At 24.2% G+C, this 21651-nt stretch carries 13 protein-coding genes and 1 pseudogene; 6 read left to right on the top strand and 8 right to left on the bottom strand.

Annotated features, from left to right (window positions below):
• Positions 1-155: 155 nt before the first annotated feature.
• Positions 156-695, bottom strand: a complete 540-nt coding sequence (locus HNP68_RS05380; RefSeq protein ID WP_183221213.1) for a P52 family lipoprotein — start codon at positions 693-695, stop codon at positions 156-158.
• Positions 696-1950: 1255 nt separating this feature from the next.
• Between HNP68_RS05380 and HNP68_RS05375 the strand changes: the two genes are divergently transcribed.
• Positions 1951-2781, top strand: coding sequence for a virulence associated lipoprotein (locus tag HNP68_RS05375; protein ID WP_183221211.1), 831 nt, complete (start codon positions 1951-1953; stop codon positions 2779-2781).
• A gap of 267 nt (positions 2782-3048) precedes the next feature.
• Here the strand turns inward: HNP68_RS05375 and HNP68_RS07760 are convergent.
• From HNP68_RS07760 to HNP68_RS05345, 6 genes and pseudogenes are all read right to left on the bottom strand, one after another.
• Positions 3049-4109: pseudogene (locus tag HNP68_RS07760) on the bottom strand (RNA-guided endonuclease InsQ/TnpB family protein).
• A gap of 508 nt (positions 4110-4617) precedes the next feature.
• Positions 4618-5253, bottom strand: a complete 636-nt coding sequence (locus HNP68_RS05365; RefSeq protein WP_183221209.1) for a chromosome replication/partitioning protein — start codon at positions 5251-5253, stop codon at positions 4618-4620.
• Between the two features lie 95 nt (positions 5254-5348).
• The gene (locus HNP68_RS05360; RefSeq protein ID WP_183221207.1) at positions 5349-6104 is read right to left on the bottom strand and encodes a ParA family protein; all 756 of its coding nucleotides are present in this window, start codon (positions 6102-6104) and stop codon (positions 5349-5351) included.
• Positions 6080-6637 (bottom strand): DUF226 domain-containing protein, encoded by a 558-nt coding sequence (locus tag HNP68_RS05355; RefSeq protein WP_183221205.1) that lies wholly within the window; start codon positions 6635-6637, stop codon positions 6080-6082. The genes HNP68_RS05360 and HNP68_RS05355 overlap by 25 nt, the downstream gene beginning before the upstream one ends.
• Positions 6630-7547 (bottom strand): plasmid maintenance protein, encoded by a 918-nt coding sequence (locus HNP68_RS05350; protein WP_183221204.1) that lies wholly within the window; start codon positions 7545-7547, stop codon positions 6630-6632. The genes HNP68_RS05355 and HNP68_RS05350 overlap by 8 nt, the downstream gene beginning before the upstream one ends.
• Positions 7548-8224: 677 nt before the next feature.
• Positions 8225-9403, bottom strand: a complete 1179-nt coding sequence (locus HNP68_RS05345) for an MFS transporter (protein WP_183221202.1) — start codon at positions 9401-9403, stop codon at positions 8225-8227.
• 711 nt (positions 9404-10114) lie between these two features.
• Between HNP68_RS05345 and HNP68_RS07045 the strand changes: the two genes are divergently transcribed.
• The 4 genes from HNP68_RS07045 (at position 10115) to HNP68_RS05325 (ending at position 17948) form a co-directional block, all read left to right on the top strand.
• Complete coding sequence (locus tag HNP68_RS07045; RefSeq protein ID WP_221240658.1) at positions 10115-10681, top strand: hypothetical protein; 567 nt, start codon at positions 10115-10117, stop codon at positions 10679-10681.
• A 2004-nt stretch (positions 10682-12685) separates the two neighbouring features.
• Positions 12686-12892, top strand: a complete 207-nt coding sequence (locus HNP68_RS05335; RefSeq protein WP_183221200.1) for a hypothetical protein — start codon at positions 12686-12688, stop codon at positions 12890-12892.
• Positions 12893-13440: 548 nt separating this feature from the next.
• Positions 13441-13956 (top strand): Bdr family repetitive protein, encoded by a 516-nt coding sequence (gene bdr / locus HNP68_RS05330; RefSeq protein ID WP_183221198.1) that lies wholly within the window; start codon positions 13441-13443, stop codon positions 13954-13956.
• A gap of 182 nt (positions 13957-14138) precedes the next feature.
• Entirely contained in the window at positions 14139-17948 is a 3810-nt protein-coding gene (locus HNP68_RS05325; protein ID WP_183221196.1) for an Eco57I restriction-modification methylase domain-containing protein, read from the top strand.
• Positions 17949-18193: 245 nt separating this feature from the next.
• On the opposite strand, the gene HNP68_RS05320 is transcribed toward HNP68_RS05325, so the two are convergent.
• Positions 18194-18511 (bottom strand): plasmid maintenance protein, encoded by a 318-nt coding sequence (locus HNP68_RS05320; RefSeq protein WP_183221194.1) that lies wholly within the window; start codon positions 18509-18511, stop codon positions 18194-18196.
• Positions 18512-20193: 1682 nt separating this feature from the next.
• On the opposite strand from HNP68_RS05320, the gene HNP68_RS05315 reads away from it, so the two are divergent.
• On the top strand, positions 20194-21138 hold the full coding sequence (locus HNP68_RS05315; protein ID WP_235684946.1) for a P12 family lipoprotein: 945 nt from the start codon (positions 20194-20196) through the stop codon (positions 21136-21138).
• The last annotated feature ends 513 nt before the right edge of the window (positions 21139-21651 follow it).

The raw sequence follows: 21651 nt of genomic DNA, 5'->3' as shown, positions 1-21651 counted from the left end.
TATTTGAATCTCTGAAGGTTAGCCTTTATACTAAAAAAATATAATATATATTATATTTTTTTAGTATAAAGGCTAACCTTCAGAGATTCAAATATCTTTAATCTTTAACCTAAAACTAACTCCATTACATTAATAACCAAAAAATCATTTTAAACTTACTGTTCTATTACTTTCTTCACTTTTAAATATTGTTCATCAATAGTGGGCCTAAGCATAACAACCTCACTCCCATCAATATAATGTCCCCCGCTTTCACCAGAATACTTAATATCTGGAGAATATAAATCCCTTATACATGAATAAAGACAATGAACTCCGAGTTTAAATTTATTATTCTGCTCATTTCTTATCCTACCAAACAACTTAATCAATTCTTTAGATCGCACAGAACCTAAGTCTAAAAAGAATCTATTAAAATACTCCTCATTATAGTCGCTCACTGGGGGTACATCGCGACAAGTAGGATCCTTTAAACTGATTATAGTCTTTTTTATATCGACTAACAAACTATGTTCAGCCACATATAATCTTAAATTAGAAAATTTACCTTCAGTAATAATTTTATCAGGCCCTTTATCGTAACTTTCCATTTCCAAATTCTCAAAAAAAGTTTGAACAGCTTGTTCCTGCTTATCAGGCAAATAACAACCCAATAAAGCTAATGTTATTATGCAAACACCAACCAAAATCCTCACATATACTCCTTCTCCACCTTATTGCTAAAAAAATCTAAAAATATATAAGTTTGTCCAAATACTATTTTTAGAAAACTTTTAAAAGTTATGCTAAGATAGATTTCCTTAAAGTAAAAAACATATACCAATTTTATCTTTTCTCAAGAATAAGTAAACTACTATTTCTATAATCTTTGATTTAGAAATAGCTTCTTGTTTCATCCCATGATACTAGTTATTTCTTTTAGAATACTGTCGCTACTTTGAATCATGAATAAACATTTAATAATTTGGAATAGTGTTAGTTTGTAAGACAATTTTCATATAAATTAGAGTAAGATAAATTTTTTATTTTTGCAAAAAAGTATTATTATTAATCTTATGAAAAAGGCTATTGGCCAAAGCAAACAGCCTTTTTATTTTATTCTTACCTAAAAAAAGCAACATTTAAAACCTATTTATTATTATATAGTGAAGGCTGGAGGGCTATTAGTTTTTCATTTATTTAATAACTTTTTCTCGAAAGTTGAAATCCGTTTATTCCAATATCAAAATTAGATTCAAACACTGCAAGCAAAATACCGAATTTTTCTAAAATCCATATTATATTTATTTGCAAATGTAAATGGAATAATAAACCTCTGGTTATGTATAATGTAATAACTGTTATGACTATCTATTTCACTATTATTGCTCCGGTTATTGCTCCGGTTATTGCTTATGTGCTGGACCCGTTCGATTGATGTAACGCCAATATATTCAGTTGGTATGATATTCTTCAATACTTGAGTTATAAGAACTGAAGCATCTATATATCATTTATTTTAAAAAATATCAGGCTTATGCATTGTTAAGTTTCATTTTTTGCATTGATAATAAAACATCAAAGTAAGCTAATTAACTTTTCATAATTAAATTTTCAACCTGAATATAATCTTCCTTTTTATTTATACCCACCAATCATTAAAAATAAAATATAGTTAATTTTCATATTAATTGATTTTAAATATAACTTTTTAAAGTGAATATCATTAACCAACATTAATCTATTGTTAACAACTATTATTAAATTAAAGAACATGGAAATACTTTACATAATATTTACCACCTCAAAGTATCTTAATTTTCTAAAAATTAAAATACTACAAAACTTATTGCAATGAAAATATTATTATGATTAAATTTAATATTAGATTTGATATTGTATTATATTAATATTGTATTATATTTATATAATATTAAATTAAATATAATATTTTAATTAAGGAGAATATTTATGAAATATAGCACAATTGCAAGCATATTTGTTTTTCTATTTTTAAATGCTTGTAATCCAGATTTTAACACCAATCAAAAAAATATGAAGTATCAATCTAGCAAAAAAAGATTAAAACCTATTAAAAATAGGTTAACACAAAATAACGAAGTAACACAAAATAACGAAGTAACACAAAATAACGAAGTAACACAAAATAACGAAGTAACACAAAATAACGAAGTAAAAAACACACTGCTTGATGATTTAATAAATTTAATAGAACAAGCTAACAAATACAGAGAGAAATATGTAAAAAAATCAGAACAAGAACCCTCAAATCATTATGGAATGGAAGTTTACAAAAGATTACATTGGTCAGATGCACCAAATGAATTAATATCAGATAATACCGAAAAATCTAAAACCTTTAGAAAAGAGATTTATTGTGCCCTAAATGATCTTGATATTATTAAATTAAAGGAACTTTCAGAAATTACAATAACAATACGAACAAGCTGTGCAGCAAAACTATTTAACGCTATTAGAGAATTTGGATATATTTTCGACACAGTGATTATGTTCTTATATCCTAAAAAAGATTCTTTAGACAAACTAGAGATTTCAGATTTAGAGAATCTTAAAAATTTGCTTGAAAAATTTTTATCTATGAAATCAATCACCTCAGAAATATTAAACAAATTTTTATTAGATTATCAAAGTAATGAAAATCTTATAAAAACAGATACCACCAAGCTTGAATCTCATATAACCACACTTAAGAATCAAATTTTAGAAAATATTAAAGGTTTTAAAGAAATAGGAGACAACATAGTTTCAATAGATATTTAAAAAATACAGCATTGATAATATTATAATTAAAAGCCTATCTTTAATTAAAGATAGGCTTAATGTTTTAATCAAAGATTGCAAAGAATTTTTAACCTTTAATTTACACCAAATTTAAACAAAGATGGGTCCTTCAAATTAATTATTGATTTAGTGAACTGCTATTTCTAAATCAAAGATTATAGAAATAGCTTCTTGTTTTATCCTACTATAGTTTTTTAGTTTATTAAAGAGCGGTCATCCACTAGAGCATGGTCAACAAGCTTTACTTCAGACAGTTCCTAACTTAGTTTTTATTTCCTTATAATAATAAGCTTTGCGATTTAAAGATGCATTTATATCTCTATCATGCAAAGTATTACAACCGCCATAAGTCTATCTAATATCACTTAATTTTATAGTTGTATTTTTAATACTGCAATTGTTATATAGCTTACTTAATAAGGAATATCTATCAACTTTACGCAAATAGGATCCGGACCACTCTGATTTATATGACAAATTGATAAATTTTCTATTACTATATTTTAATAATTAGCTACAAAATAATAAGATAATTTATGTAAAAAATATTTTCTTTGATTTGAAATTTTCCTATATAACTTGGCAACTCTTAATCTAGACTTAGCTCTATTTTTAGAGCCCTTTTGTTTTTTTGATAATTTTTTTTGGTATTTCTTAAGTTTTCTTTCATGTTTTAGTAAATATTTAGGATGATTGATTTTCTCACCTTCACCACTTACTAGAAAATGCCTCATGCTCATATCAATATCAACTATCTCTTTTTTATTGCATTTAGTTTTATCGTTATTTTTAACATTTAAGCACTTAACTGATACTAAAATATAATATTTATCATCAATATCTTTTTATACTACTATTTTTAATAACTTAATTACTCTTAATAATCCTAGTAGGGCTAACTTTACAAACCCTATTTTGGGTAATTTTATATAATAATTTTTTATTCTTATAGAGTTTTTTAAATTATTAGTTCTAAAAGTTTTTCCATTTTTTTACTTTTATATTTAGGAAATCCTTGTGTTCTATTTTCTTTTTTAATTTCTTTAAAAAAATTACTATAAGCAGAATTTAAATTAATCCATGCATTACAAAAAGATCCAAACTATCAACTTACTTAAAAATGGAAATTAATTTTTATATTTACTTGGATTAACACTAAAATTTTCTTTATTCTTTTCATAATAGCTTTTCTTATCACTTAATATTTTGTTATACAAAAATCTTATGCATCCAAATACTTTTAAAAAATATTTATTTTGATTGATATTGAAATATATTCCGTACTTATACGCTTTATTATCACCCATTATTTTTTTAAATTATTATATTATATTGCAACTTACGTTACAAATTCATTTCCACCTAAATTTCATAGAAATTATAGGTGGAGTATTCTTTGTCATTTTTTTGATATTAAAAACTAATATTGAAATAGACATATTTTTATATCATATACAAATGATAATACTTCTAAATATATATACCTAAAATACTACTAATATCGATTGTATCAGTATTAATAACGTCTAACATTTCATACATATATAGCTATTAGCATTGTAAAATACGAATTCAATCTCTTATAAAACCTTAAAACTCAAGTTTAACAATCTATAAATATTTTATTATCATTTTAATTCAATTTTGTTTCCAAAATATTTTTATTATATTTATATTTAGAAAATTAAAAAATAACAGTTCCGTCTAATTTGGTAGACACAAAAAAAGCCCCTACGGGCAAATATTTTACTACTGAAAACGGAGAGAGAAAAGTTCTCTAACCTAACTTGATTATAATATATTATATTATAATCATCAAGACCTAACCTTCACCTTTTTCTCTTTACCTTTTCTATGATTTTCATAATCAATGATAAGTCCCGATAAGATATTATTCTTATCTTTAATTAATCTTTCTAGAATAAAATAGATTCTTTTAGTATCTTTTTTGCAAAAATCATAAACTTCTTTATCTTTCATTAAAATTCTAATATATATATTTTGACTATCAAAATTTTTCTCTACATCTTCTTCAATCATATTTTCTTTATATACATCCGGCAATTTGTTTTTTAGGATATTTTTATATGCAGCTACAAAGCCTATTTCTTTAACTTTTTCAATAGAAATAGCCCCTTCTAAAACTTTCTCATAAATTTTTAAATACATGTATGCTTGACTTCTGGCAATTATATAGGACTTTGTAAACTGTTTAAAACTTTTAAAACCATCATATTTATAAAGTCCTTTTTGCTTAATTTCATATAGAATTTTCATTCTTTGAATTTTATTATTAATATCGGATTTCAAATTTAATTTCAACTGTTCTTTTAACTTATTATAAGTTTTCAATTCTTCATCTTGATCATTATCTAAATTTAATTCTTTGTCTGTCAGTATTTCAATCCTTTTATATAAAGTTACTTGCTTTTTGCTTTCTTTCTTTCCCATTCTTCTATCCTATTTTTATTTAATTTTTCCAAAATTTATCTGTCCGATATCGGACAACCCCAAACAAATAATGTTATAACTAACAAAAATGTTAACTATAAATAAAAAATACTTTTTAAAGTATCTTTTATTTCTTTATGATATATTTCTTTTGCAGAGGGTTCTAATCGTTCGTTTATAAGAACTTTTATGCTATTTGAAAAATGAATCTTGCCTTTAACATATTCTTTATATTCTTTATACAATAAATCCTCTACTTCTTGTATCGTTTTTCTATTTTTTATAAACTGGTTTTCTACAATAGAAATATTGTATATTTTCTTCCTAAATTTTGTAATATCATTAATCGCATTAATCAAAATGGCAAAACTTTCTATTGACCATATTTCTAATTGAACTGGAATTACGATATAATTTGTAACATTTAAGGCATTTTTTAAAAGAAAATCTAAACTAGGAGGAGTATCTAATAAAACATAATCAAAATTATAATTTTGAATATTCTCATTTAAATGATGTTCTAAAACAATTTCTTTATAATCAATGGCTTCTGAATTAAATTTTCCTAAAATGGGATGAGAGGGAATTATAGATATATAATCATTAATTTTGTAAATACATTCATTAAAATGGAAATCTCCTTTTAACATACTGTAAGTATTATATTTTTCAATATTTGAAATATACCTATTAAAATAAGAAGTTAAAGAATTCTGTGGATCTAAATCGATTAGTAATACTTTTTTACCTAATTCTTTTAATAAATAAGAAAAAAGTATAGAAAGTGTGCTTTTTCCAACGCCTCCTTTAATTGAGGCCATTGTTATTATATCTGATTTTTTAATATCCATTTTTTTAAGATTCCTCCATCTGGTAATTTTTTATTGTAAAACTTATATACTTTACTTTCCATTTTTTCTAAATGATTTAGAGTGTATTGATAGTATTCGGTAGTTTCTTTTTCTTTTTTTCTCAACAAAGTTCTCAAAGACAGTATGTAAGACTTAACAGATCCTTTTTTAAATCTAAACTCTATGTGATATAGTTTTTTTATTGCATAAATTTTATTATCTACTTTTTTAAGAAAAAAAGGTTTCTCAAGTCGATCCCATCCATATTTTATTCCTAAAAATTTGTCGTTTTCTTCTAGTGAAAAAAGGTTAAAAAAGTAATAATCTTTATTATTATATTCTTGAAAGACAAGCCTAAATCTTTGTTTTTTGTTGGTGACTTTAAAATCAATTACATGATTAAATATTTTTGTGTAATATACTCTTTTATCGTCTATTTTTTCTATTTTGTTAAAAGTATCTTTTTTAATTGGAACATTGCTAATCTTTATTAAAGCTTTTTTTTGTTTCAATTTTTCAAGTAATTTATTCAAATTTCAATCCTTTTTTCAAGATGTTTTTTAAAATATCATTGGCTATTTTGCCAGCATGTCCTGAAAAGCTATTTGTTTCTTTTACTTTCCATTTAGTAGTATAAATGTCTTTAAATTCCCCTGCAAGTGTGTAAAAATCGGTTTTATATGTTGCGATTTTTCTCATAAAGTGAATCTTATGTTTATACAATTTTAGTTTATGTAAGAAAAATTCTTTAATATCTTTTACTTCGTAGTCGTATTTTAGGTAATTTTTAAAGTCTTTGTAGTTTAATAAGGTATTTTTCAATGTTTTAATAGGTTCTTTGGTGTTATGGATTACGGATTTAATTTTTTCTTTGAAAGAATTTTCTATAGAATTCTTATTATATATATTTATATGTTGTTTATTATATACAGTAATATTTTCAGTAATATTTTGAGGTTTAAAATACTCTTTTTCTTTCTTTAAAGCATCTTTTTTTTTCTTTACTTTCTTAATTAAGTCTACTTTAGTGCTACTAAAATATGCATCAATCAATTTATGTGCAATAGGTGACACTTTGTATATACAAAGCTTTCCTTTAAATTCTCCAAAGTTATTTGAAAATGTTAGTATTCTTTTTTCTAATGTTTTTAGTCTAGCTAAAAAGCCTAAATCTGATCTTAAAGTATTAATTGTAGTTTCTTTTTTATTTTCTTTATTTATATTTGAGTTTAATACGCGAAGTATATCACCTTGATGATGAACCCGAAGTTCTTTTACTTTTTTGGAAGTAAAGTGTTCTTTATTAATTGAGGTACTGTATTTTTTTTCAAACTCTTTATTTAAGTAAATAATAACCGAAATAATTTTTTTCAGTCTGCTTACTTTGCTAAGTAGTTTGTTTTTATAGGTTTGGTGGCTAGGGTTAGATATAACTGATTTCATTTTTAACCTCCATTTTCAGTATACTCTTATTAACAACTTTATTATAATCAAAATATTTAATTAATTTCAACCCTTAAGCTATGGTTTCTAAATAAAAAATTATAGAAATAGTTTTTTATTTATTCCTATGATACCTTTTTAGGTTTTACAAGAACGATCATATGCTAAAACATGGTCTGGTAGCTTTGCTTTCGTTGGTTTCAGATTTAGTTTTTATTTTTTGTAATAATAAGTTTTAAGATTTATAGTTTCACTATATATAGAGCATGAGTAGTGTTACAACTATTGCAAATCTAACCAGTATTATTTAATTTTAGAGTTGTATTTGAAATATTGTAGTTGTTGCACGGTTTATTTGAAGCAAAATATTCATTTTTATTTTAGTATCATTAACGGGGCGTTTTAGTTTTTTAAGAGCAGATTTGATTTGTTCATTTTTTTAACTTTAATATAATCTATGATACTTTCATTTGTTTTACCTAAAATAATCAGGTAATCTAAATTTTTTGACTATATTTTTAGTTCTTGTTGAATACTGATATTTGAATTTTAATTAATTATTTAATTTTATTTAAAGCCATTAAGTAGCTTTTTAAAATTATTTATATCAGTATATCCATTTTTTATGTCCTTTAGGGATTTTTTAAGATTATCTATATATTAATCACATATATTTCTTAGCTTTTTCTATTATTTTTAAATTTATATGTCACAGCAATAGATAATATACAAAAAATAAGTATTAATAAAACAAATGTATTTATGGCACTGGTAAAATTAGTTAAAACCGAACATATAGCTAATGCTAAAAATGAAAATATACGAGATAATGTGCTATTAATAGAAGTTATAGTTCCTAAAACCTTTGAATCTATATTTTTTCTTAAAAAATATTCTAAATTATTAGAATAAATAGAAATTAAAATTACTAAAGATACGATTATAGTAATAAATGTATAAATATGTGAAATTATTTTTATAGAATTTGATAATAAAAATATTATAGTTAGAATAATATAAATATCATATTTTGAATGTTTGGTTTTTTTAAATGTCCACGCCCCTACAATATCTGATAAGCGAAATAGTACATATACAAATCCAAATGTGCTGATAGATATATTTTTATCAATAAAAATTGCTTGCCAGTATAAATAAAAAGGTTGATAAAAAAATTGAATAGAGCTATTTAAAATAAATACCTCTAAAAGGTTTTTAGATTTTAATAATGTTATTATTTTTTTCTTAAACTTCATAAGATATGAAATAAAATCTTCTTTATCACTCTTATAATCGGTAGTTTTATCATTTGGTATAAAAAAAATTGTAATTAAAGATGACATTAAATATATTAATAATGAAATAAGATATATTTTTGTATTAATATATAAATAAACTACATTTCCGATATATCCGCCTAAAATAGCACTAATGCTTAGGAGCATTTTTACAGATGCTATAAAAGCTTTTAGTTTTTTTGAATTATTTTGGTAGATTTTAGTAAAACTAATATCGATTGTACCGGTGTTAATGGCAGCTGACATTCCATATATAAACCAGGAAATACAAAGAAGTACGAATGAAGAGGCTTTAAAAATAATAAGATAAGAAATCATTAGTAGAAAAATTGATACTAAGTAAACAATTTTTCTATCAAAAATATCTGATATTATACCTGATGGAAATTCAAAAATAATAATTGCTGTCATATAGCAAATTTGTACTATAGCAATATCTTTTAGTGATAAACCCTTGTTTATTAAAATAATGGTTAGTACAGCATGGGGCAATGTTCTTGCAAGTTCTGATAAAAATAACGAATAGAAATAATATTTTTGATGTTTACTTCCTATCATAAGCCTTTATTATCTTTGAAAGATTTGTTTTATAAAATATCAATAAAATAAACTAGTCAATATTAATAATAACCTATATTCGATGTAATTACATTTTTAATAAAGAAAGAGGAGAATTGATAATCATTATTTGCTAATATTATCTTTAAATTTGGAAAATGGCGTCTTTTTTATAACTTTAATTTTGGAGGCAGTGCATATTAGTAAGTTATATATTTGTAATATAAAATAAACTAAATACCTGGAAAATCATTAAAATAGCCAATATTTATAAGCGTAATAGAATTTTAATGTATTGGCAGTATTGTTGATTATGTTTAATTTTGGAATTGGTAAAAATATGTTTACTGAGCATATTGTCAATTCAAATAATATTATTAATTAAAATATTAAATTTTTTTAAAATCAAAACAAAATATTTTGTGATTTTTATCTATAGGTGCGTAATTTTTTTTGTAAAATAAATTCTACTTTTTAAGGTGGTTAATAAATAAGTAAAAATGGCTTCTATAACACTATTTTGTCTATAAATTGGGTAAATTTATAGACAAAATTCTCAAGTAAATCTGGTAAAAGCATAAGCAATGCATACAAGGCAGTTGATTTAATTTTTACTTTTTTATATAATATTTAAGCATATAGTATTCGATATTTAATCCCCTTTATAAGGGGATTAAATATCGACTTTAATCTTGATTAAAAGGAAATAAAATGTGTTGTATTAAAAAATATCTAATCTTTTTTCTATTATTAAGTTTTATAAACTGCAATTTATTCAATAAAAACAAAAATTCAGATCAGGCGAACAGTATCATTAGTAGTCTTGATAGTAATCAAAAACAATCTCTCGCATTTTTCAAGGACTTGCTTCAAAATAAACAGTATTCAAAAGATTTGGAACAAGCAAGTAAAAGTTTTTTAGAAGATTTAAAGAAAGATAACGAAGATTTTGGTTCCCAGAATAAGCTTAATCAAGGACTTAACTGTGATTATGATGATAGTAAAATAGAAAATTTATTTGCTCAACTTGGAGATGACAAAGTAAAAAAATTCCTTCAACAATTACATATCATGCTTAAAGCTATTAATGACGGGACGCTTGCAAGCTTTTCATCTTTAAATTTTAAAGATCTCTCTAACTTAAGTCAAAAACAAGAACGAGCACTAGAATATGTAAAGAGTCAATTATATGTTGAATTTTATTTTTATATTAATGATATTAGTAATACAGAATATTTCTTTAAAAAAGCAATGCTAGAAATTTTAAACACGGATTAGTGATTCGGAATTTTTCTTGCATTTTTTTGCAGAGAAAAAATTAGAAACTTAAAGTTAATTATTTTAATTATTTATATATGACTCCTGAAAAGGTGTGTTTAATGGGTATTCATATTTTTAGTATGAAACTATATTTTCAGATTAAGTATTAAATTCTCAATAGTAGAATTCAAAATAATTTACTTTAAACAAAATGTTTTTAAAAATTAAAGTGTAGAGCTTATTTGGAATTAAGCTAGATATTATTTCTTTTTATAAAAAAAATAATAAAGAGCTTTCATTTAAAAGAATGTCTCTATGCTTTTAAATAATTCCCAAAATATACAAAAATTGATCATATTGATATAACTAATTTAGAAAAATTCCTTATGGCTTTAATTTAAATTAGTCAAAATTTAAGTATTAATATTTAATCTTGCTAGATTAAATAAATCTCATCGGTACCTAACGGTTGTATCTTGTTTTTTATAGAAATTAAAAAACAAGATTTTTTAATTTTTTAAAGACAAGAAAATTGAATTGAGATATATCTTAGGAAACATATAGAGTAGTTTTTTTAAAAAATCTTAAATAAAATTATTTAAAGATAGATGAAGTTTAGAGGGAATCAAAAAAAATGAATAATATTGTCCAAAACTTACTAAGCTTAGTAAAGCGTTATTATATGATTTGCCTATCGATTTGGTAGCACTAAACGACAAAAAAGATCATTCAAATACTATTAAAGTCTCTTAAATTGATTCATGTATCAAAAGAGTAAAATCAAACCAATACCTTTGAAGGGCTATTGGTCAATATTTTCAAAACCCGAAATTATAAAACTACATGTGTTGCCATGCGATATTTGATGCGTGATATTTATGGAATAGTTGCGGATCTGCTTGAGAAAGATATGGCGAAAAGGGGTGCTTGTGTAGGTATTGTGTGACATGATCTTAAGATGATTAACGACATTGGGTTAATTTGAACTAAACTAAGAAAGTTTGATAAAGACAATAAGGGTCGGGGGGATTGTTTCGCATTACATTCAGAGCATGAAACTTGCATTATCATAGTGATAGAATTTGGAAATGTCTTGTTTCAGTACTTAAAGAGAAGCTAAAAATAAAAGAATAGTAGATGATTTTGATCATTTAGTAACACAGTGTTTAGAGTTAAATGTTTTGTAGATTTATTGTGCTTTTCCAATTTTTGCCAAAAATTTTCTAATAGGTTTTCAGAGAAATTTTCTGAGAACTGATTTTGAAATTCATGTGATATTGCTTTACACGACTATAATGTAAATATTTAGGTTAATACAATCTTGTACCATTTTTCATCCAGTTTTATTTAATAAATGCTACAGCAAGCAATATTAATTATAAAAATTTTAAAAATTCAAAAGAACAATATTAATTTTGAAAAAAGATGTTGAGATTAAGTTGCTCCCAAATAAACATTCCAAAAGACTTTCTGAGTTGCATAAAAGATCTTAGCAATAAATTTGTAATTTACTACAAAAATGAACTCTATACCTCAAATAAGGCCTTAATGACTATAGGGGCATCAAATTGAAGTATATACTTAAGCACTTTTTGGATCATTTTTATAAGTGTCGCTATAAAGCTTTGATGATGAATTGTAAAAAGAGGTGTTATTAGTTATTATAATATTATTTGGAAAGACCGATTTTGAGAGTTTGTTATAACGAAAGTTTGAGCTTTACTATATAAAGCAAAGTATTCTTACTAAATGTTTCATTTTACTTCTTAAATCCATTTAGGCTCAAATTACTTTTTTATTCATCCCAATACCCTTAAGAGTAATTCCTTTCATTGACCTAAATCCCTTATAGAATCTTTCATAAAATTATTATTCTCTCTTAAATGAATTCTATCCGGCAGTGTATTTACACTATCTTGTCCCTGATTATTTGATAATTCTCTTACTTGTAATAAATTTTTGGATGAGTGGATTTAGAAGAAATACAATGATAAATTGAGAGTTTTGCTACTAAAAAGGCAAATGAACTTGAGTATATGCGAGGCAAAAAGATGTTCTACTCCTAAGAAGATATTAGCCAAAATTTTTGAAGAGTATAAAGGAATATTTTTTGGCAGTTTGCAAAAGGCTTCTGGTTTTTCATCAGTTATCGGATTGGGAGGCAGCCGGGCTCGGACCCAACAAATCGAGAAGTTTAAAAAAAGGAGTGTGTTATGGTTTTTAAGATAGAAAGGGTAGTAAAAAGTTAAATAAAAACATCAAGTTCGTAAAATATTGTTGTAAATACGAAAAAACAGGGCTCTTTTTTCCCAAATTATTTGTTTTTTAGGAATGAAATTGTTATTTACAAAACTATGTATTATACAAGGTTGATGGATATTTATTTACAGGGGGTCGGGCTTGGAATCATAATTTATGCGTTTATTTTGTGTGAATCAGCTTGACAATAAAGAGAAAAAATGGACCATACTGTACCGCATTAAGGAAATAGGTAGGTTTTTAGGGATTTTTTCGGGTTCACAAAAGTAAAGAATAATCTATCTTATAGTGACTATGTTTCTGTTTTAACTTTTCTAGAAGAATATCCAAAACCTTAAATAAAAGTGCATTACATAGAATTTAGATTAGAAACAGTGAGTGTGTTTTTTATATTCACACGACAGCTTATTTACTTAGGGGTAATATCGATGACTTCATAAATTTATAAAATGTGCTATTTTTAGGTTGTATTTTGTGTTATACTACACTTAGTGAGTATAGTTTGTAAGTGAGAAATTATGGGATCAGTATTAACAGTAAATGTTACTGAAGAACAGATATATAAAGAGTTCCTGAGATTAGGGATGGAGCAACTAATAGCACAAGATTTGTCAAAAAGATATTATCGCAATGAACTTACATATAGAGATTTAGAAAATTTAGAAAAACAATTCGGAATAAAGTTTGAGAATCTTATTTCTGAGATTTCTTTTGTAGAAAAAAATTTAGATACTAAGATTGATGGTATAAAAAGTGAATTTAATGTCAAAATAGACGGGTTATCTATTAAAATAGATAATTTAGACACTAAGATTGATAATTTAGAAAGGAATTTGCAAAAGGATATGTCTAACTTGTCGCGAGATATAAAACAAAATCTTGACGAAAAATTAAAAATTAATAATCAATTATTATCTGAAAAACTCAATGTGAGCAACAGAATAATAACTATTATGACAATAGTAGTAGTTCCTATTACTATTTCCATTATAACAACAGTTGTTATATCTCTAATTTCTAGATTTTTCAAATAGTAATTACGAGTAATTTTTTTCCCTAAGTAATTAAGAAAAAAGATTTTAGCTATAATTAGCTTTTGCAGTTTACTAATATTATTTCTTAATTAACATTGATCCTTTAATATTAGAACTATGCCCAATGAGTTAAATTTATCATTTAAATCTTTTTTAAAGTTTATAAATGATAAAATAAAATAATGAAAACTAATGGCATTGTAAAAACAAATGATCCAAATATATCTCTTTATAAAGAACTAGCAAAGGACTTTATAACAAAAGAAAATATTGATAAACTAAAAAACTTTTTTCTTCTTTTAAAGAATAAGCTTTCTTCAATAGATGGTAATTCTACAGAAGCAAATATAGAGTCTTTACTAAAATCTATATTTGAAGAGCTAAATTATTCAGTAGAACAGCAAAAAGGTGGACAAATAGAAGGAGTGTCTTCTAGAATAGATATACTACTTTTTGAAAATGATAAAGGCAAATTAGATTTTAATAATAAATTAAAAGAAGCTAAAAAAAATAATGAGCCTGTTCCGGCCGAAGATATTTTGCTTATAGTAGAAGTTAAGCGCCCATTATTTAGTTTTGATATTAAAGATAAAGTAAAAGAAGCAGAAGATCAGTTATATAGATATCTAAATCAATATCAAAAGCATTATGGGATAATTTCAAATGGAAAGGTGTGGAGACTTTATGACAAATCTAAAGTACTTTATGGAGAAAAAAGATATATTGAATTTAATTTTTCTAAAATTGAAAAAAAAGAAGAATATAAAGAGCAAGAATGGTTTGTTTTATTTAGCTATCTTATAAGAAAAGAAAGATACCTAAAGACAAGTAATGTAATAAAATTTGAAAAAGAGCAAATAAATAAAGAAAAAGAAATAATTAAAAAAACTTTAAAAGAGATACTTTACGAGAACCCCGATGATTCTATAGTATTTAAAATTGCAAAAAATATATATGACAAAGAATTTAAAGTGTCAGACAAAGAAATTACTCAGAGTATTTTAGCGAACATACTTGAAGAATCGATTATTTTTATTTTAAGAATATTTTTTATTGCATATATTGAAGATAACGACATTTTTAAGAAAATTTTAGAAGAAAATAAACTATACAGATCTTCTATATCTTTTAGATATTTTTTTTATGATGAAAATACAAAAAAGAAATTAGGATATAGAAAAATAATAAACATTTTCAATTTACTTGATAAAGGAAGTGAAACAATAAAGTTTCCTATATTCAACGGAGGATTATTCGCGAAAGATAAGGTGAAATATTTGAATAATGAAAATTTATTAAGTATTAGTGAACTTGAAAAAATACTAATTAAAATACTTTTTTTTGAAGAAAAAAATATTAAAGATAAAAAATTTGTAGAGTATTCAAAGCTAGATCCTAAAAGTTTTGGAGAATTATACGAAACTTTACTTGAATATGATCTAAGAATTGCTGATACTACTGTTCATCGTATTGTTGAAGATGGGATTTATCTTATTCGTACCGAAGAAGAGCTTAAAAACAAAAAAATAAGTAAAATTGCTACATACTATAAAGGCAATATGTATCTTACATCTAGATCGCTTGATAGAAAAAAAAGTGGTGCATATTATACCCCAGAAGACCTAACTGATTTTATGGTTGCATCATCAATTGAAGAACAGCTTAAAGCCAAATCCCCTTTAGATATAAAAATAATTGATAATTCTTGTGGATCAGGGCATTTTTTAATTTCTTGTCTAGATTACTTAACAGAAAAAGTATGGTACGAGCTAGATAAATTCGAAGATGTAAAAAAAGAGCTTGATAGAGAATATATAACTATTCTTAAAGAAAGTGAAGAATATGATATTGGGGATAGTATAAGTAAAGAATTAGTGCTTAAAAGGTTACTATTGAAAAAGTGTATTTATGGTGTTGATATTAATCCTATTTCTGTTGAAATTACTATGCTAAGTTTGTGGATTAATACCTTTATTTTTGGAACACCATTAAGTTTTATTGAACATCACATAAAAGCAGGAAATGCCTTGATAGGCTACACCAAAGATGAATTTTTTGATATTACAAAAAAGAAATTTGAAAGTGGATTTTCTTTATTTAAAAAAAGGATTAAAGAAATTACAATTATTTTAGAAGATAGATATCAAAAAATTAAAAGTATTAACGATACTACTAAAGAAGATATAGAAAAATCTAAAAAGATATACAAAGAATATGAGAAAAGTGAAGATACAGATAATTTAAGAATAATATTTTCATTAATCAAACTTTATTCATTATCTTTTGACAAATCTTTGAATATAGAATTTACTGATATTACAGCTGTAATTAGTTTAATTGAAAATATTTTAAGCAATAAAATTTCTATTGAAGATAAAGAAAAAATAGAAAAAATTAGGAAATTAAGTAGCCACTATAAATTTTTTCACTATGGAATTGAATTTCCAGATATTCAGGAAGGATTTGATATTGTAATTGGAAATCCTCCATGGGAAAAACCCAAATTTGATGAATCTGAATTTTTTTCAAAACATATTCCTAGTTACAGAAAACTAAGCATAAAAGAGCAAAATAAAATAAAACAAGAGATACTTAGCAAATATAATCACCCTTTAAATATTGAATACAATGAAGAAAAAAATAGTATAACTACTATTAATAATATTTATAAAAATGATTTTAAAGATTTTTCTAATGGTGGTGATTCAAATCTTTTTAGATACTTTGTTACATTTAATTTGAAATTAATAAAACCAGGTGGCAACTTAACTTATCTAACCCCTTCTAGTCTTTGGAGTGAATTTAGTTCTAGAGCACTAAGAAAGTATATATTTGATAATTATAAACTAAATTACATTTATCAATTTGAAAATAAAAAAAGATTTGAAGATGTAGATTCTCGTTTTAAATTTGCAATATTTCAAGTAAGCAATGCCAAAGTTCCCACAACTAACTTTAAAGCAAAATTTATGATTCAACGCAGTGATAATATTTTAAAAGAAATAACTAGCAATTTAAAAGATGGTAAAAAAAATGATTATAAGGGGATTAAATTAAATTTAGACCAAATTAAAAAACTATCTCCTATTCAAGAATCAATAATAGAATTTAAAGATAATGAGGAATTTGGCCTAATCAATAAAATGTTTAATCAGTTTAGTACTCTTAGTCAAGAGTATATTGATTTTAAAAGAGGGTTAAACCCAAGCGTTAAGAATCGTAAGTCTTTGGTAAAAGAATATAGTGGTAAAAACTTTATATTTCTTTATTCTGGAGCTAATATACATCAATTTAATTCAAGATTTTTTGAAGATAAATCCTCAAAAGAAAGTTCTAAATTACTATGGATAGATAAAGAAGATTTAGCAAAAGTATTAACCGAAAAAAATAAACATCAAACTGAAAGGATACTGTATAGAGATATTGCAAGCAATACTAATGCAAGAACAATGATAAGTACATTATGTCCTAAAAATTGTTATTGTGTAGATTCAATATATATAAATTATGAGAAAACGCCAATATCTATTTATAAAAAACTATTTATTATATCCATTTTCAATTCATTAGCATTTGATTTTTTGCTAAGAAGATTTGTTAATATACATGTGCTAAAATCATGCCTTTATCAATGTCCAATGCCTCAACCCGAAGAAAAAGATATTTTAACTAACCCGCTATACTTAACTTTAGTAAAAAATACTTCCTTGTTGATAGCTAAAAACGACCCTTCAAATTTTTCTAATTTACTTTACTTAGAGCATCTTGAGTTTAGTGAAGGAAAAGTCAACAAAATACTAAAATTAGATACCAAAGATGAATTTTTTAAAGAAAAAGAAAATGAAAATAATTTTATTGTAGCAAGTCTTTATTCACTAACCAAAGAAGATTTTAGAGTTTTACTTAAAGACTTTAAAACATTAAGAAATAAAAACGGAAAAGATTATATTTTATCCTTAATAAAAGGATATGAAAATTATTTATTTGAATAATAAAAGGTTTTAGGCAAATAATTTTTTTAAAAAACACAAATAATTTGAGTCCGTAAAAATACTAAATATTTTAAGACAATTTAAAAATTAAGCTAAAAGGTAAGTTTAACAGCTTTTAAGCTGGAAGTTTGACATGTGAATTATTTATAAATCAAAAGATTATAAGAAATAGCAGTTTGTAGCTACTTATAAGTAACTGTAAACATATATACTATGTAAAAATAGCCCTAGGTTTTTAGGTAATGTTAGCCAGTCACATAATAATCCTTAATTTTAGTATAGCATGTTTGTATGGGGTAATTGAGTTTGTAATAGACTAAAACACAATTCTCCACTATATCTCTAGTGTAAAATTTAGCTATAACTTTAATTGCTTCTAGCTTGTTGAGATTCATTTCTAATGATGTTGATGTATCTTTGGCTATCCCAAATTGTTGAATTATTTCGTTGTATTGTTTTAGGATCCTTTCTGTAAGATATTGACTAAATTCAGTATTTACTAGTTCTATTGTGAAGACAAGAGTTTTTAATTTAATTTTCAGGTTGTTTAGTTGATTTTTCATAATTATCTATAAATTTGATATTGTGACCACCATTTTAACATAATAAGTATCTCCATAATAATAACAGTTATTATCTCTCTAATTACCGGGTTTTTTCAAATAGTAATTGTGTTAAAAATTTTTTACTCCAATAATTAAGAAAAAAGATTTTAGATATGATTTTCTTTTGTAATTTACTGGTATTATTGTAAATTCTTTTACTTTTTAAGTTTGAGCTAATGTCTAATTTTAGAGTATGTAAATTTTTACAAGGTTCATTTTCAGTGAAAAAATTTGGAATTAAATTTGCAATAGTAGATGTAAGTCTGTTCTGCTTAGATAATAATTTCGATTATTTTGATTTGGCCTTATAGGTGCAAATGTGAATATTGGGATTGAATTTTAATAATAAATGAATAAAACCTTAGCTAGGTTAGATCCATTAAGGATCCTTTTCAAAAAAGAATACATATTAAGTATTATCTAGTAAAGAGAAGATGAAAGACCAAGATTTATATATATTTAATAAATAATACTAGGCGATAATTAATAAAATATGCGTAGTTATTATCAAAAGTTAGTTTATGTAATATTGGGATAAATTTTGTATTTACAAGCTTTATTAGCAATAATATATTCGTTATTTTATATTTAGTATATAGGAATAAGGAAGGTTATTATTGAAAAAATAAATAAAGTTTATTACTTATCAAAATAAACATAAAGAGAAATTTCTATTTTTAAAGGAAGTTGATGTCTTTACTCTTTATAATGCCTAGCTTGACTTATATTTTGCATATAGTAATTTTTTAGAGAAATTAAAAAAGGAGAATAGAATGCAAGGATTTCCTAAATATAAAGATAAAAAGAAATAGATAAACTTTTATAATTAAAGTTTTACTAAAAAATGAAAACAACCTTAAGAAATATCAAAGAAAACTATCGAAAAAAACAAAGAAGTTCTTTCAATAGAGTCAACGAGACAACTCTAGATTAAGGATTGCTAAGCTACATAAAAAAAATTAAATTCAAAGAAAAGATTATTTACATAAGTTGTCTTATTACTTTGTAGATAGTTATAAAAACATCGTAATAAAAAATTATCAATTAAAGGGTTGCAAAAAGGAATGTTTGTGAAAAATATTAATGATTTAGAATGGTATAAGTTTATAGGGCAATTATGATATAAATAAGAGTGGTACATATCCTTTGTTATTTTTTTTGATAAAATTAGTTATTTAAAAATTTAAAAAATTGTATTTATTAGATGTTGGGTTAAATTAAGGTTTATGGAGTAGGAGTAACTTATGAGTAAAAAATATTTATTATTTGTGTCATTTTTATTAAACTTAGTTTTTTATCATGGATTATTCTCAATTACAATGTTAAATTCCGCTTGAGATATCTGAAAACTCAATCCCATAGGTGATCCAAATCTTTTTAGATAGTTTATTAATGATAAATTAAAAGAAGCTAAAAAAATAATCATTCTATTCCAGCCAAAGATATCTTGCTTGTAGTAAAAAAGTTGAGTGACCATTGTTTAAATCTTTAATTTTAAAATAGCAGTTAAAGAGGATTTTTTATGCAAGATAAATATAATTTTTATATTAAACATAGATATTTTGTTTATTTTTAATGAAATAGCGTTATATTTCATTAAATTAACTTTAAATTTATATAGATTTTAATAGGGGAAAGTTATGAAAAAAAATATTTTATTAATAAATATGATAATGCTAATAAGTTTATTATCTTGTAATACAAGTGGTAAAGTTTTAGGGTTTTTAGAGAAAATTCCAGAAGAAAATATAGAAGTTGTTAAGCAACATATAGAAAGGAAAGAAAAGCAGGAAGAAAATATAGAAATTGTTAAGCAACATATAGAAGGGAAAGAAAAGCAGATGGTGGAGGCTATTTTTTTACAGCCTGTGTTTGAAACTAACAATTCTTCGTATTTTTTACAAGAAGAGATAGAGATAAAAGAAGAAGATTTAGTTCCAAGTACTAATGAAGAAAAGGAAGTAGAAAAGATAATTAATGATACAAAGAGTTTTCTTGAAAGTAGTGAATTTACTAAATTAGGTAATGAAGAAGTTGAGCTTGAAAATAAATATAAAGAATTAGAATCTAGTTTTAATTCTGTTTATAATGCTCTTAAAAAGAAATTAGGACCTAGTTTTTTTGATGTTTATGATGTTGAAATCTTATATCCCCCTAAAAGGAAATTAAGTTCAGAACAGAAGAATAAGCTTGTAAAAAGATATTATACAAGACCTGATATAACAGTGAATAAAGAAAAAAGGCAAGAGCTAATCCATTCAATTAATCAGTTAAACAATAGAAGAGTTGATCTTGACAGACTTGTAAGTAAATTAGAGGTAGGGCTTGGTGAGAGAACATCTGGAAAATACTTTTTTAAGAAAGCCCAAGAAGATTTAAAAAAAGCTATTACTGAGAGATTGAAAAACAAAAAAAATAGAAATCACTGGTTAAGAAAAAGTGATTTTTTAGTTAAACAAGCACTAAGAGAAGCAGAAAATTCTTTAAATCAGTTAAAAACTTCTTCCTTTAAGATAGTGGAAGTAATGAATGGAATGAAAGAGATAGAAGAGCTTATTGAAGAGGTAAATGACGTTTTAAGCTGATAATAAGATATAAATTTAGAGATCATAATGTCGTTAAAAAGTTATTAAGTAGTATCATTTCACTTAATTATTTTTTTTGTGACGGTTTGGGTTAATCATATTTAAAGATAAAATTTTTAGCCTCTAAACATAGAGGCTAAATAAATTTAAAAAAAAGGGTGTATTGCACCTAAGCGGAACAAACTTTGGAATGTTTACATAAGCACTAATTCTAAATATAAAAGCATCAAAAATTTCTCCAGTTGAAACAGAATGTTTATATTATAAGCATATCTATTAGTATTTGAATGGATTTTTTTTAAAAAAGTACAAGATTCCATGAATAAAGTATATATCTTTCTTTTAGAACCTAAAAAGCTATCATGGGATGAAACAAGAAGCTATTTCTATAATCTTTGATTTAGAAATAGTAGTTCACCTACTTTAACAGAAATCTTTTAAAAAAGAAAAAAATTTTAGATGTAATGTGCTTTTGTAATTTACCAATATTTTTGGAGATTTCCAGATATTTTA

This window comes from Borreliella yangtzensis, assembly GCF_014201775.1.
In the GTDB taxonomy this organism is placed as follows: Bacteria; Spirochaetota; Spirochaetia; order Borreliales; family Borreliaceae; genus Borreliella; species Borreliella yangtzensis.
The sequence above is the reverse complement of the archived record's forward strand: the minus strand, read 5'-3'. Positions and strand labels throughout refer to the sequence as shown.